The sequence below is a fragment of the Psychrobacter nivimaris genome (assembly GCF_009812035.1).
In the GTDB taxonomy this organism is placed as follows: domain Bacteria; phylum Pseudomonadota; class Gammaproteobacteria; order Pseudomonadales; family Moraxellaceae; genus Psychrobacter; species Psychrobacter nivimaris.
On the sequence record NZ_VZIZ01000006.1, the window covers coordinates 127,259 to 142,111 of the forward strand.

General features: G+C 42.8%; 9 protein-coding genes. 5 read left to right on the forward strand and 4 right to left on the reverse strand.

Features of this window, described 5'->3' with window-relative positions:
• The first annotated feature begins 275 nt into the window (after window positions 1–275).
• Window positions 276–2,486 (forward strand): carboxy terminal-processing peptidase, encoded by a 2,211-nt coding sequence (locus tag FQV37_RS02300; protein ID WP_160021113.1) that lies wholly within the window; start codon window positions 276–278, stop codon window positions 2,484–2,486.
• 505 nt (window positions 2,487–2,991) lie between these two features.
• Here FQV37_RS02300 and FQV37_RS02305 read toward each other — a convergent pair.
• The gene (locus FQV37_RS02305) at window positions 2,992–3,477 is read right to left on the reverse strand and encodes an FKBP-type peptidyl-prolyl cis-trans isomerase (protein WP_057758283.1); all 486 of its coding nucleotides are present in this window, start codon (window positions 3,475–3,477) and stop codon (window positions 2,992–2,994) included.
• Window positions 3,478–3,790: 313 nt separating this feature from the next.
• Between FQV37_RS02305 and FQV37_RS02310 the strand changes: the two genes are divergently transcribed.
• The gene (locus FQV37_RS02310; RefSeq protein ID WP_160021114.1) at window positions 3,791–5,821 is read left to right on the forward strand and encodes a M61 family metallopeptidase; all 2,031 of its coding nucleotides are present in this window, start codon (window positions 3,791–3,793) and stop codon (window positions 5,819–5,821) included.
• A 167-nt stretch (window positions 5,822–5,988) separates the two neighbouring features.
• Here FQV37_RS02310 and copM read toward each other — a convergent pair whose 3' ends face one another.
• Both copM and FQV37_RS02320 read right to left on the reverse strand, forming a co-directional pair.
• The gene (copM, locus tag FQV37_RS02315; protein WP_160021115.1) at window positions 5,989–6,840 is read right to left on the reverse strand and encodes a CopM family metallochaperone; all 852 of its coding nucleotides are present in this window, start codon (window positions 6,838–6,840) and stop codon (window positions 5,989–5,991) included.
• A gap of 236 nt (window positions 6,841–7,076) precedes the next feature.
• On the reverse strand, window positions 7,077–7,691 hold the full coding sequence (locus FQV37_RS02320) for a pseudouridine synthase (protein ID WP_160021116.1): 615 nt from the start codon (window positions 7,689–7,691) through the stop codon (window positions 7,077–7,079).
• Between the two features lie 437 nt (window positions 7,692–8,128).
• Between FQV37_RS02320 and icd the strand changes: the two genes are divergently transcribed.
• Window positions 8,129–9,388 carry an NADP-dependent isocitrate dehydrogenase gene (gene icd / locus FQV37_RS02325; RefSeq protein ID WP_160021117.1) on the forward strand — a complete coding sequence of 420 codons (1,260 nt, stop codon included), beginning with the start codon at window positions 8,129–8,131 and terminating at the stop codon, window positions 9,386–9,388.
• Between the two features lie 233 nt (window positions 9,389–9,621).
• Here the strand turns inward: icd and FQV37_RS02330 are convergent, their stop codons facing one another.
• Window positions 9,622–11,841 (reverse strand): NADP-dependent isocitrate dehydrogenase, encoded by a 2,220-nt coding sequence (locus FQV37_RS02330; protein ID WP_160021118.1) that lies wholly within the window; start codon window positions 11,839–11,841, stop codon window positions 9,622–9,624.
• A gap of 607 nt (window positions 11,842–12,448) precedes the next feature.
• Here FQV37_RS02330 and FQV37_RS02335 point away from each other — a divergent pair.
• Together FQV37_RS02335 and FQV37_RS02340 are read left to right on the forward strand one after the other, a co-directional pair.
• Entirely contained in the window at window positions 12,449–13,831 is a 1,383-nt protein-coding gene (locus FQV37_RS02335; protein ID WP_160021119.1) for a GNAT family N-acetyltransferase, read from the forward strand.
• A gap of 99 nt (window positions 13,832–13,930) precedes the next feature.
• Window positions 13,931–14,431, forward strand: coding sequence for a chorismate--pyruvate lyase family protein (locus FQV37_RS02340; RefSeq protein ID WP_160021120.1), 501 nt, complete (start codon window positions 13,931–13,933; stop codon window positions 14,429–14,431).
• The last annotated feature ends 422 nt before the right edge of the window (window positions 14,432–14,853 follow it).

The window sequence follows — 14,853 nt, forward strand, 5'->3', positions numbered from 1 at the left end:
GTTGATAGCCCTCAATTACTATGTGTGATAAAAGTGATAGAAAGTTTGGTATGTACAGGTGTAGCGTGTAAGATTGCTTATACAGTTTGAGACAGTTCAGTATTTATGCGCGTGATAATATTGATTGATTTTTGACTATATATCAGTATTTAATGATGCATAAAGCATAAGAATAAAAAGCGCAGCATTTATAGGTTATAACAGATTCGAGCATTTCTAATCTAATTCTGATGAATTACCCAATACTATTAACTTCAAATAACTAGGTACATATGATGAAAAAACAACCAGCACAGTGGTTACTCAGTGCAGCGTCAGTGGGCATCGCCGGTATTATCTTAACCCAAAGCTACGGTACTGCAGTCGCCGAGACCAATACGGGCAGTTTCGTTCAGACCCCTGAGCAAAAGGTTACCACCCGTCAAGTAGCCGCCTTGCTGGATCGCAGTCATTATCTCAATCAGCCTTTAGATAGCAAGACTGGTAGCGAAATCCTATCAATGTATATCGATAGCCTTGACCCAAACCATACGTTGTTTTTGCAATCTGATGTCGATGAGCTGAAGAAAAAACATGCTGAAGACTTTGGTGCTCGCCTAAAACAAGGTGATCTATCTGCAGGGGTAGAGGTGTTTGATCGTTACCGCAAACGCTCAAATGAGTACTTTGCGATGGCCACCAAGATGCTCAAAACAGACATTGATTTGACAGGTAACGACACAATCATTCTTGATCGCGAAAAACTCGGCCATTTTAAAACCAAAAAAGAGCAGCGCGATTACTGGGAACGTCAGCTAAAGTTCCAGTTGATGAGCATTACCCTCGGTCAAGAAGACGAAAAAGCCAAAGAGAAAGTATTTTTAAGCAATCCAGATATCACACGTGGGCAAGACTTGGTACGTAACGATGAGCGTACACCAAATGAAATTTTACAAAATCGTTTGTCACGTCAACAAGAGCAGTTTAAGCGTCTTAAAGATGATGAAATCATGGAAACCATCTTAAATACGGCGATGCTCACTTATGACCCGCACAGTAATTACTATGCACCGATTCAAGCGACCGAACTCCAAATCCAGTCTAGTCTTCAGTTAGAGGGTATTGGTGTCTCTATTCGTCCAGATCGCAAAAATCCGGACTATACCCGTATTGTGACTTTGGTCGATGGTGGTCCAGCCGCTAAGTCAGGTCAAATCAAGCCCAATGATTTGATCGTTGGTATCGCAAAAGATGGCGAAACCATGACGGACGTAGTTGGCTGGTCAACGCGTGAAATTGTCAGCTTGATTCGTGGTAAACGCGGTACATCGGTCACACTGAAATTACGTCAACCTAATACGCCAGATGCTAGCGCCCGTACAGTCACGGTAGTACGTGATATCATCCAGCAAGAAGAGTCAGGCGTCACTCAGCGAGTAGTAGAAGTGCAGCGTCCTAATATTGATAAGACACCAAAGCGTATTGGCGTACTTGAGATACCAAGCTTTTACTTAAACTATCGTGCGCGTCGCAATGGTGAAGACTATCGTAGCGTCAGTATCGATACTGAAAAAGCGCTAAAAGAGTTGAACAAACAAAATATCGATGGCCTAGTGGTTGATTTGCGCAATAACCCTGGTGGCTCATTAGATGAAGTTGCCAAGATGCTAGGTTTCTTTATCAAGAGTGGACCACTAGTACAGATTCGTGATAATCGCGGCAATATTCAAGTATATCGCGACAACGATGGCGGCGAGCAGCTGTATGATGGCAAAATGTCGGTTATTACCAACTTAGCATCGGCATCAGCCAGTGAAATCTTTGCCGCTGCTATTCAAGACTATGGTCGCGGATTAGTGGTTGGTAGTACGACAACTGGTAAAGGCTCTGCGCAAATTCAGCTCGATAGCTTAGCTTTAGGCTCTGCCACCTTAACTCAGCGTAAATTTTATCGTGTCACTGGCGGTAGTACGCAAAATAAAGGTGTCGTACCAGATGTTGAGCTAGTCAATATCTATGACGATGCGACCTTTGGCGAGCGCGCTCAGAAAAAAGCATTGCCTTGGGACACTATCAGAACGGCGCCGTATAAGCCTGAAGGGACGTTTACCAGTGATACATTGGCGACACTCAATCAGCAGTCTAAGATTCGCCAACAAAAAAACCCACAATTTACTTATCTGTCGACACTAAATGATATTCGTAACATGGATGATGAAAAGAAACCTGTTCGATTAGATATCAATAGCCGCAGAGCTAAAATGCAATTAATTGAAAAACGCTCATTAGAAGCAGAAAACAAGCGCCTTATCGCAACTGGTGAGCGTCCGTACTCTAACTGGAATACTTATCAAGCAGCGATGGATGCAAAGTTTGAAGAACGTAGCCGTATGAAAGCCGCTGAGCGTCCAGAGTTACCAGAGGATGAAGCGTTCATTAATGAGGCAGCTTACCTGATGCTCAGTGCGGAACCTAAGACAATGCTTAGCCCTGAAGAGAAGCTATAATGTGAAGTTATTATAGCGTTACGTAATCTATGTAAGCATATGCTTACATAGATTGACGTTTAGACCTCTTACTAACGAAGGGTCAATCTGCGACTATAACTGTACGGCACGATTGAACGAAACAGTTCATTGATACTAGGGATTGGTATCTTAAAGGTCGCACTAGGGATAAGTAGTTTGCTGATTAAGGATGATAAGGCTGGATGCCTGTCAGTTATGAGATGCCCCGGGATTAGGTATCACGTAACGCTAACATGGATGGTTGGTAATAAAAGCCGCATGACGCTTGTCGTTATGCGGCTTTGTTACGTCTGGATATTAATAATGTTTATAGCGGATTCTTTGAATAGATAGTACTCAAGTTGATCATATTTATATTAATTCGAAACTTACCATGAAATAAGCATAAAAAAGGCCAGTAACCTGATCGGCTACTGGCCTTTTAAATTAGATGATAAATCTAATAACTTACCATCTAACTATTGTCACTACACTCTAGAAGAGATTAGTGCTCAACGCCACCTGCACCATGTACATGGCCATGGTTTAGTTCGTCTTCAGTTGCTGCACGTACTTCTTGGATTTCAACATCAAATGTCAAACGCTTGCCAGCCAATGGATGGTTTGCATCAACAGTAACTTCTTGATCGTTTACAGCAGTCACGGTAACCAACATTACTTGGCCGCCAGCTTCTGACTGGAACTGCATACCAGGCTGAATGTCATCAACGCCTTGGAAGTTGTCACGTGGTACGTGTTGTACTGCTTGCTCTTGGTATTCGCCGTAGCCATCAGCAGGTTCAACGACTGCATTAACTTTTTCGCCAGCAGACTTACCTTCTAATTGTGCTTCTAGGCCTGGGATAATGTTGCTGTGACCATGTAGATAAGCAAGTGGCTGACCTTCTGGTGACTGGTCAAGGATATTGCCTTCGTCGTCTTTTAGTGTGTAATTGAATTTGACGGCAGTGTCTTTTGCGATAGTAGTCATAAAATATCCTAAATATATCTATGTAAAAAATTAAATACGGTTGCAATAAACCTAAAAAAGCCAATCTGCAAGCCAAAAGGCCACGTCATTAGTCAATTATCATCAGTTTATTAAAGTAACTTTAGCAGTTAGCATCTTTAATTGAGATGGCCCACATAACTTTCAAGGCAAAAAACATAAAAAATGCCAATTAATGCCACAATTTACAATAATAACTGCTATTTTCTATAGCTATTGGCTATTCATGGTTTGGGAGTTGCTTTTTTAGAGCAAGACTTCTAGCATAATTATAAAAATAAGGATGAGAGATACGATGACTGCATTTGCCAATACCACTACTAAACAACTAGCGAGCAATGTTTCAACCAATCATGATGATACTAAGGCTAAAACGATAGCTGATATAAGCTATCAATTTGATTTTGCCCGTTTCTACGAGCATTTGGTCGATGTCTCACTGAGTTTTACAGCAGTATCCGACGCTCCGCAGCTTTGGTTACCAGCGTGGATACCAGGCAGTTATCTAATGCGTGAGTTTGCCCGAAACATCACTGCGGTACATTATCAAATAATAGAAGCTCCAACAGCAGATAGTGACAAGCAGCCAAAGACTTATCGCGCGCAGAAAATCGATAAAAACACATGGCAGCTGCCAGCGGTGCAAGCAGGGCAGACGGTCATCGTCGAGTACGAAGTCTATTGCTATGACTTGTCTGTGCGTACGGCCTACGTCGATCAGCAACGACTTTACGGTAATTTCACCTCACTTGCGCTCGCCGTCGAAGGGCAAGAGCAATCACCTGTCCAAGTTAGCTTGATTGTGCCTGATAAATTTTTTGCAGACAAAGAAAGTAGCAAAGTACTGTTGGCTTGTGGTTTGGACGCTACGCACCTGCAGATTGATCAACAGCAAAAAGGCCGTCAGCAAGCGAACTGTCAGCACATTTATAAGTTACAGGCAGCGAATTATCACGAGCTGATTGATTATCCATTCGAAATCGCGGAACAAGAAAAGTTTGATTTTATTATTCATGATAATGAGCACCAGACGCTACATCATAGTTTTTACCTGTCAGGTAAGCAGAATGCCAATCTAGGTCGATTGCAGCAAGATATTACTCAGATTTGTCAGACCTACGTAGATTGGTTAGGCGATGCGCCATTTGACGATTATACGTTTATGACCTTTGCCAGCGGTCAAGACTATGGTGGGCTTGAGCATATCAACTCTACTAGCCTTATCACCCCGCGTAATGACTTGCCAAGCACAAATGAGCCAAAGTTACCAAATACAGATTATCAGCGGTTTTTAGGATTATGTAGTCACGAGTATTTTCACTCATGGTGGGTTAAGACGGTACGTCCTGATGTCATGATCGATGTCGATTTACGCCGTGAGGCATTTACGCCATTACTTTGGGTATTCGAAGGGTTTACGTCTTATATCGATGATTTTATGTTGCAAGCGTCAGGTGTGATTGATAAAGCCAATTATCTGCGACTGCTAGCCGAGCAAATCAATCGCTACTACCAGACTCCAGGGCGCGGCAATCAAAGCGTGGCAGAGTCGAGTTTTGATGCTTGGATAAAACTGTATCGCACCGATGAAAATACAGGCAATGCGGGTATCAGTTACTATAATAAAGGGTCGCTGGTGGCCTTATGTCTGGATCTAATCTTACTCAAAAATAGTGATGGTCGTTATCGTTTGTTCGACGTGGTCAAAGCTTTTTATACTCAAGCCAAGCAGAACGACAGTAAGCGGATTGGTATCAGTAGTGCTGACATGGGCTCAGTCATTAAGCAGTTTATGCCGCTAGCAGAATGGGAAGATTTTGAACGCCGTTACGTCAATGGGGTAGAAGAGCTGCCCATTGAAGCGTTGCTAGTGGCAAACGGCGTCAAAATACAGGCGAATACTAAAGAAACTGCTGACAAGCATGTGCCTTGGGGTATGCGATGTAACGAAACGCCAACTGGGATCAAGGTAAATCGTGTGATGCGAGGTAGTATTGCCGCTAGGGCTGGTATTTCAGCACATGACGTTATTATCGCGATTGACGGCATCAAAGCAGATACGAAACAACTTACCACCTTGGTTAATACAGCGCATCCTGTTGAATGTTATTTGTTCCGCCGTGATGAGCTGATATGTGTTCAGGTTCAACCCGAAACGATAACTAAAGTGAAGCCGCGAGATGAGACAACTGGCATGACTGGAGCAGTACCTCCTCATAAAGTAAGCCTATGCTTAGCAAAAGGAGATAAGACGCTAGAGAATGATAATGAGCAATTAAAAGGTGAGGCAGGTTGGGAGACATGGCTTAATGTTATGAAACGATAGCCTTGATGCTATATAAAATACCTTTCCATACGAAAAACCTTCCATATAAAAAACCCTCTTCCGAGCAATACTGCTTAGAAGAGGGTTTTTTATAATCTATAATATTGTTGATATGTCTAAGCAACCTAAGTGATTAATCAATCAGTGATTGGTGACATATAAGATTACTACTCTTTAGCTTTACTATCTGGGCTATCTAGGTTCTTATTAACGGTAGCTTTAGGCTCAATATTTTCATTTACAGAGCTATCGTATTCGTTGCTACTTGCAGCCTCAAGCGCAGCAATCCAGTTTCTCATCACATCAATTTCAGTTTGCTGGGTATCAATGACATCTTGCGCCAACTGACGCATCTCTTCATCTGTCCCATATGTGAGCTGAACCTTTGCCATATCAACAGCGGCAATATGATGCGGTAGCATACCGCGTGCAAATGCCATATCAGGCACGGGATCAGCCACACCCAAAGTCATTTCGCCATGCATATTTTCCATGTTTTTAGCATATGCTTGCTGCATCGCCACAGTATTTGGCTTAGGTTTGGCAGCATCAGGATGGCTAGCCAGCCACTTGTTTAAGACATCGATTTCAGCTTGCTGTGCCGTGATGACGTCTTGAGCAAGTTGGCGCATCGCTTCGTCAGTGCCATACTTGAGCTCTATTTTTGCCATATCTACCGCGCCGCGATGATGTCCCAACATGCCTTTAGCAAAAGCGGTATCAGGATCGTTATACCCCATACCAATCATCATCTCGTCATGCATTCTAGTCATCGATCTCGTATAGTCTCTGAGCATATCGCTCATTTGAGACTCATCGCTGACACTGTTATCGCTGTCATTTGTTAGAGTATCGTCTGCCATATCGTCATGCTCAGCATGTGGTATATCAGTTACTGGCGGTGAGGTTTCTTCTGCAGGATTTGATTGGCTGTCCTCTGTCGTTGGCTGACAGGCACTCAATACAAGCGCCGCAGAAATGCTAGTGACCAACGAAAGAAAACGACGAGAAGCAATCATGACATATCCCTATTGTGAAAAAACCAAGCGATAAATGGATAATACCTATTATACATAATCAATTACGTGCTGAATGTTAGCAGATAAACCTTACCCATTCGAGACACTATGTTTAACAGGTCGTAATATATTAATATTGAAGCTTTCTATTAGGGGCTAAATAGCCAATCAGTTAGGGGCTAAATAGCCAATCAGTGTGAATTAATCAACAGTATCTAAACTTAAAACCATCTAAACTAGTTAGAAATACCTAGCTGACGACAGTGTTCGCTAGTTAGATGAACACGTACAGACTCTCCAATAGCTAACTCACCTAGCTCAAACCCTGCCACTGACCAACGTATCAAACGCAGACAAGGCAGACCGACGTGCGCTGTCATACGTCTGACTTGGCGATTTTTACCTTCATATATTGTCAGCATTAGCCATGAGTCCGGCACGCTTTTACGCTCACGTATTGGCGGATTGCGCTGCCAGAGTACCATCGGTAGCTCATTTTCACTGACGTGTTTGACCTCAGCAGGTAGCGTTTTACCATCTTTTAAAACCACGCCACGTTTGAGCTTATTGAGTTGCTCAGCAGTAGGGGTTCCTTCTACTTGCACTAAATAAGTTTTACCTTGTTTGCGCCCTGCATTGGCTTTTGGCGGATGAGTAATTGCTTTATTAACTCGACCATCATCGGTCAAAATCAGCAAGCCCTCTGAAGTAGCATCTAACCGACCAGCAACTCGCAAAGCCTTGTCAGTAAAGTATTGCGATAGGGTGGTGTGATCGTTATTACTGTCATCTCTAAACTGACTTTGCACGCCGTAAGGCTTATTGAATAAGATGAGACTAGAAGTAGACATAAAACGGTGTTTCCTAGTTTTTGAGGGACAATGAATCATTGTAGCGTATGTTTTGTGATGCAGAGCTAGTATTAAGCGACAAGACTACGGGCGATATATTTAACGTGCTGTATGCTACGTGACCTGCTACAAAAGTAGGACAGCGCTTGTATAGATTTGCTGTTATCCTAAATCCGCACTCTGATAGTGGTGTTTATATTTTCAATAGAGAAATATCTACTATCTGCAAGCGACAATCATTGCTTATATCTCTATTTAATTTTTTTAGCTTCGAGCTATCTTTCATATTGTTCAAATCAATGTCGCAAGTGTCGTACTCATCAAAGTTTTGCTTAGCCGATAAGCGCTCAGAGCGTTATAACTATAATAAAACGGTTAGCGTAATAAAGTGTTAAGTTCGCTTGCGACGTCCAACATACAACCAAGGAGTATCATCGATGTCATATGATAAGGTTATCGTGCCAAGAGACGGCGAAAAAGTGACCGTAAACGCGGATCTAACATTAAATGTTCCCAATCATCCGATTATTCCGTTTGTGGAAGGTGATGGAATCGGTGTAGATATCACGCCTGTCATGATAAAAGTAGTCAATGCTGCGGTTGATAAAGCGTATCACGGCAAGAAGTCTATCATTTGGATGGAGACTTATCTTGGTGAAAAAGCAGCGAAAGTATATGATGGCGATTATTTACCAAGCGAGACGTTAGAGATTCTAAAAGACTACGTCATTAGTATCAAGGGTCCATTGACCACGCCAGTGGGTGGTGGCTTTAGCTCATTAAACGTCGCGGTACGCCAAAACCTTGACCTATACGTATGTCAGCGCCCCGTGCGCTGGTTTGAGGGCGTACCAAGCCCAGTACAGCATCCAGAGCTGACGGATATGGTTATCTTCCGTGAAAATACAGAAGATATCTACACGGGTATCGAGTGGAAAGCGGGCAGTGATGATGCCAAAAAAGTTATCAATTTTTTAAGAGATGAGATGGGGGTAACCAGTATTCGCTTCCCTGAAGACTGCGGCATCGGTATCAAGCCAGTTTCGAAAGAAGGCTCACAGCGCTTAGTACGTAAAGCGATTCAGCATGCCATTGATAATGATCTGCCAAATGTGACCCTAGTGCACAAAGGCAATATCATGAAGTTCACTGAAGGCGCATTTAAGGATTGGGGTTATGAGCTGGCAGCAGGGCGTTTTGGTGCAGAGTTATTAGATGGCGGTCCATGGATGACCATGAAAAATCCAAAAACGGGTAACGATATTATTATTAAAGACGTCATCGCTGATGCGTTCTTGCAGCAGATTTTGATGCGTCCAGCAGATTATTCTGTAGTAGCAACGCTTAACCTAAACGGTGACTATATCTCTGATGCATTGGCGGCTGAAGTAGGCGGTATTGGTATCGCGCCTGGTGCAAACAAAGGCGGCGCGATTGCGGTTTATGAAGCGACGCACGGTACTGCGCCCAAGTACGCTGGTCAGAATAAAGTAAACCCAGGCTCACTGATATTGTCTGCTGAGATGATGCTTCGTGATATGGGCTGGACGGAAGCAGCTGATCTTGTCATTAGCGGTATCCAAGGTGCGATTGCCAATAAAACAGTCACGTATGATTTTGAGCGTCTGATGCCAGATGCTACCTTACTGAGTACTTCTGAGTTTGGTAAGGCGATTATTAAGCATATGGAAGCCTAAGACTATTTAAGCTCTCAGCATTCTATTTTATTACTATGTATCAAAAGCCGCCTGATTATATAGGTGGCTTTTTTTATTTCACTCTTTATAAAACTTTTAGAAAACACAAAAAAACACCTCAACGTTCGAAAACGGTTGAGGTGTTTTTTACTAAAACTTAAACTCGCATAATCGCTTCTGGGTATAAAAACCAAAAGCGATTAGGTTTAATGGTCTAAGAGCAATCGCTTAAATTATAGCGATGCCAAAGTCTCGTTAAACAAAGCGCTTGGACGCATTGCTTTCTTAGCCAATTCTTCATCAGCATAGTAGTAGCCTTTGATATCTACTGGCTTGCCTTGAGCTTGGTTAAGTTCTTTAACAATGGCTTCTTCGTTCTCTTTTAGCTTTTGCGCGAATGGTGTAAATTGCGCTTTTAGCTCGCTATCTTGATCTTGCGCTGCAAGCTCTTCTGCCCAGTACATTGCTAGATAGAAATGGCTACCACGGTTGTCAAGCTCGCCAGTTTTACGTGATGGCGACTTATCGTTTAGTAGCAGTTTTTCTGTTGCTGTATCTAGTGTGTCTGCCAAGATTTGAGCTTTAGCATTGTTGTCGTTGTTTGCTAGATGCTCCAAAGATACCGTCAATGCCAAGAACTCACCGAGTGAATCCCAACGTAGATGGTTCTCTTCTGTCAGCTGCTCAACGTGCTTCGGTGCAGAACCACCAGCACCAGTTTCAAACAAACCGCCACCCTTCATTAGTGGTACAACTGATAGCATCTTGGCACTGGTGCCTAGCTCTAGGATAGGGAACAAGTCAGTTAGGTAATCACGTAGGATGTTACCGGTCGCAGAGATAGTATCTAGACCACGAGCAACACGCTCTAGGGTATAACGCATCGCACGAACCTGAGACATAATCTCGATATGTAAGCCAGTAGTATCATGATCTTTTAGATACGTTCTAACTTTTTTGATTAGCTCGTTCTCATGTGGGCGGTATGGGTCTAACCAGAAGATAACAGGCGTATCTGATTCACGAGCACGGCGTACAGCAAGTTTTACCCAGTCTTGGATAGGCTCATCTTTAACCTGACACATGCGCCAGATATCACCTTTCTCAACGCGTTTTTCGAGTAATACTTCATCAGTATCAATATCGACGATACGTGCAATACCAGCATCGCTAGACTCAAAAGTCTTGTCATGCGAGCCATATTCTTCAGCTTTTTGAGCCATTAGACCAACGTTAGGAACGGTACCCATTGTTTTTGGATCGAAGTTACCGTGCCATTTGCAGAAGTTGATCATTTCTTGGTAAATACGCGCAAAGGTAGACTCTGGCATGACGGCTTTACAGTCATACATTTTGCCATCAGCGCCCCACATTTTACCGCCTGAACGAATCATCGCTGGCATAGAAGCATCAACGATTACATCACTTGGTGAGTGGAAGTTAGTGATACCTTTTGAAGAGTCAACCATGGCCAGACGTGGGCGATGCTCTTGACACGCATGTAAATCACGCTCAATCTCTTCACGTTTTGAAGCTGGTAGCGTTGAGATCTTGTCGTATAAATCTGCCATACCGTTGTTGACGTTGATACCTAGCTCATCAAAGAAAGCGCCATGTTTCTCAAAGGCTTCTTTATAGTAGATTCTAACTGCATGACCAAAGACGATAGGATGCGAGACCTTCATCATGGTTGCTTTTACGTGTAGTGAGAACAAGATACCAGCTTCGCGGCAATCTTCCATTTCACGCTCATAAAACTCTAATAGTGCTTTTTTGCTCATGACCATCAGATCGATGACTTCTTTATCAAGCAAAGCAATTTTAGGCTTTAATACTTTCTGAGTACCGTCATCAAGTAACAACTCCATACGTACTGTACGAGCTTTATCTAATGTCATAGATTGCTCGCCATCGTAGAAGTCGCCGCCATGCATGTGTGATACGTGCGTGCTTGACCATTGCTTCCACTCACCCATAGAGTGTGGATGCTTGCGTGCATAGTTCTTGACGGCTTTAGGCGCGCGGCGATCTGAGTTACCTTCACGCAGTACTGGGTTCACTGAACTGCCTAAGCTTTTGCCATAGCGCTTGCGTAGCTCTTTTTCTTCGTCAGTTTGTGGATCTTCAGGGAAGTTAGGAATAGCATAGCCTTTGCTCTGTAGCTCTTTGATAGCCGCTTTTAGCTGCTGTACAGAAGCACTGATGTTTGGCAGTTTGATGATGTTAGTATTTGGATCTTGAGTCAGACGACCTAGCTCAGCTAAGTTGTCCGGAACACGTTGCTCTTCGGTCAAGTATTCAGGGAATTCGGCCAATATACGCGCTGCAACAGAGATGTCGCTGGTTTCAACTTCAACGCCTGCTGTTTTAGTGAATGCTTCGACAATAGGTAAGAACGACAGAGTCGCCAGCGCTGGGGCTTCGTCAGTTTTTGTATAAATAATTTTTGACATTTTAGTTAGATCTTCCTTTAGGCTGTAGTTAATAATAAAGCTCAAATATAGTGTTGAATATGCGTCAATGATACTATGCAATAATCCCTGATATGGTTAGAACAAGTACTTCATATGTAGCTTCTTAGAAATTTTTAAGACAGGTCAGACATTTTCTTTTAATAATATTCATGAAAAAAGCATTTAAAGGCAACACGTTAACGGTCGGTGCAAAATTGCCTAAAAGTGAATCACTGACGCTATATTATAATCAATCCACTATAAATCCGATAGGATGTCAATCGTATACCATGAACTAAGTATACTGTTTTAGCTCGTATCCTATGGTTTCGAATTATACTAAGCTAATAACAACCTTATTCTACCAGTCATCGGCTTCGATATCATCTTTTCCATACAACTACTGTTTTTTCATGACGTTTTATACTGATCTCACTGCCTATGAGCGCAGTCGTACAAACCACCCGCGTTATCGTTGGTGGTTTTTTATTGGATGCAGATAAGTTTTTGCAAATTGTGACAGCAATGACGTAAAAATTTGCTAGTCTAGGTCATCAATAGATTGGTTATCGATAAATATATCGCGATTATAATAGTGACGGTGAATATGAGTTTAGAGTATGCGCTGATTAATGATACCAGCTGGCAGAGCCAAACAGAGTGGCAGACGCCAGATACCCCTTTTATGTCATTTGCTTTTTGGCAAGCGCTGACTGACACCGGAGCCATTGGTGAGCAGGCAGGGTGGCTACCGATATTTATTTTGGTACATCGTGTCACAGGCGCTACGAGTAGTGCCGATAGTGAAGATAACACCGATACCTTAGTAGATAACGCGGCAGAAAATGCATTGCAGCCTGTGGCTGTCATGCCAGTATTTATAAAAGGTCATCATCGCGGTGAGTTTGTATTTGATCATGCATGGGCTGAAGCTTATGCACGCTATGGCGTTGATTATTATCCGCGATTGGTCACTAGCGCACCATATACACCGATTACTGGCCAAAGGATTTGGTTGGCAAAAGGTGAAACCTTGAATGAAGATATCCTCAGAACGGCCATCGCAGGTATCGATGATATCGCTCAACAAGTGGGCGCCTCAAGCTGGCATGGACTGTTTGTGACACCTGAGCTGGCCTCTATTGCCACTACATCTATGCCAACTGAAATTGATGTGGAGCATGCGATAGCGGCTCAAGAAAGCGGCGTAGAGTCAGCTGCTATTGAGCTACCGATATTTGAGCGTCAAGGCTGCCAGTTCTTATGGCAAAATAAAGACTTGCTTAATGACAGTAAGCCATTTGCAGATTTTGATGCTTTTTTGATGACCTTAAAAGCCAAAAAGCGCAAAACCATTCGGGCTGAGCGCCGTAAAGTTGCCGAGCAAGGCATTAGTTGCCAGCGCAAGTGCGGAGATGCTATTAGCGATGCTGACTGGAAAGCTTTTTATCACTGTTATGTGATGACCTATGCAGTACGCGGACAGCAGCCTTATTTGACGATAGATTTTTTTATGGCATTGGCAGCGAGCATGCCTGAGCATATAATGCTTGCGCAAGCACTCGACGCCAGTGGTGAGATTGTCGCGAGTAGTTTGTTCTTGTATGACAGACCTGATAGTGACAATGTTGATGGTGACAAGGCTGATGGTGATAATAATGCCACCTTATATGGTCGTTACTGGGGTGCGCTCGGTGAATATGACAGCTTACATTTTGAGCTATGCTATTACCAAGGTATCGAGTTTGCTATTGAGCAAGGATTGATATCTTTTGATCCTGGTACGCAAGGCGAGCATAAGCTGGTACGTGGCTTTATTCCAACGACGACACATTCTATCCACCGTATCTATGATCCGCGTTTTGTACCAGCGATTGGCGATTTTTGTGCCAGAGATCGGATGCATATGGCGCAGTATCGTCAGCAGGCATTTGAAGCCTTGCCTTTTAATGCAGACAATATGCCTGAGGTTGATGGTAGTGACTCATAGCAATAATTCGTAACGGTAATCAGCTTTGACTCACTCTGCTTTTATTCGTATGTACCTTTTAATTGTTAAACATCCTATAAAAAATACTAGCCATAAACTATGACCAGCAATTCTTTTAGTTCTACCAGTGGCCTACCTCCTACTGAACTCATACCTTGGCTAAATGCTGAAGGCTCTCTCACTGCGATATTAGAAGAGAAGGCAGGGCAGCCGCTGCGCGTAAAACGCAGCTTTGAAGGCTATCGTTCGCTAACTTTAGGTCAAAAAAAGCAGCTGGGTGTACGAGGTATGATGCTAAATCGTCCAATGCTGGCATGGGTACGGGAAGTGCAGCTGTATGGTAATGATGAAATACCATGGGTCCAAGCACAGAGCATCTTTCCTTTAAACAGTTTAAAAGGTCAGTCTCGTCGTCTTCAGCATCTGAAAAACACACCTATCGGCTACGTGTTATTTAAGCGTCGCCGTACCTTGCCAAATGAGCGTTTTATCAGTCATACGAGTGACGGTTGGCAACGACAAACGCGTTATGATTGGTATGGTCGCACGCTTATGATTAGTGAAACCTTCTTACCTGCGTTTTTAACTAGCGACCTATAAAAATATTACTAGTTTAACCTTGCTTGAGTTATTTAATATACATCTACACTCGGCTGCCTTGTACTACTTTTAAAGTGAATCGACTATATCTAGCCACGTTTGAAAATATTTTATGCCTAAAACAGCATAAAAGTGCAGGCAAGAGAAAAAATTCAGCGGGTAAATCCTTTATTTTATTGGCTATTTATCTGTGTTATATAGTCATTTAATTCGCTCATCTTAAGGTGAGGTTTTTTTGCGCTCACAGCACAAATTTTCATGTTACACTTAATCTTTCGCGATGATATTGATGCAAATGTATATCGATTTTATTGACGAATCAGTCAAGTTAATAACAGGTTAGTCGCCTGTATTTATTCTTATTTCAATCTTTGCTAATAGACTCCATTCACAATAATGGTCGTACCATAAAACAGACTGCA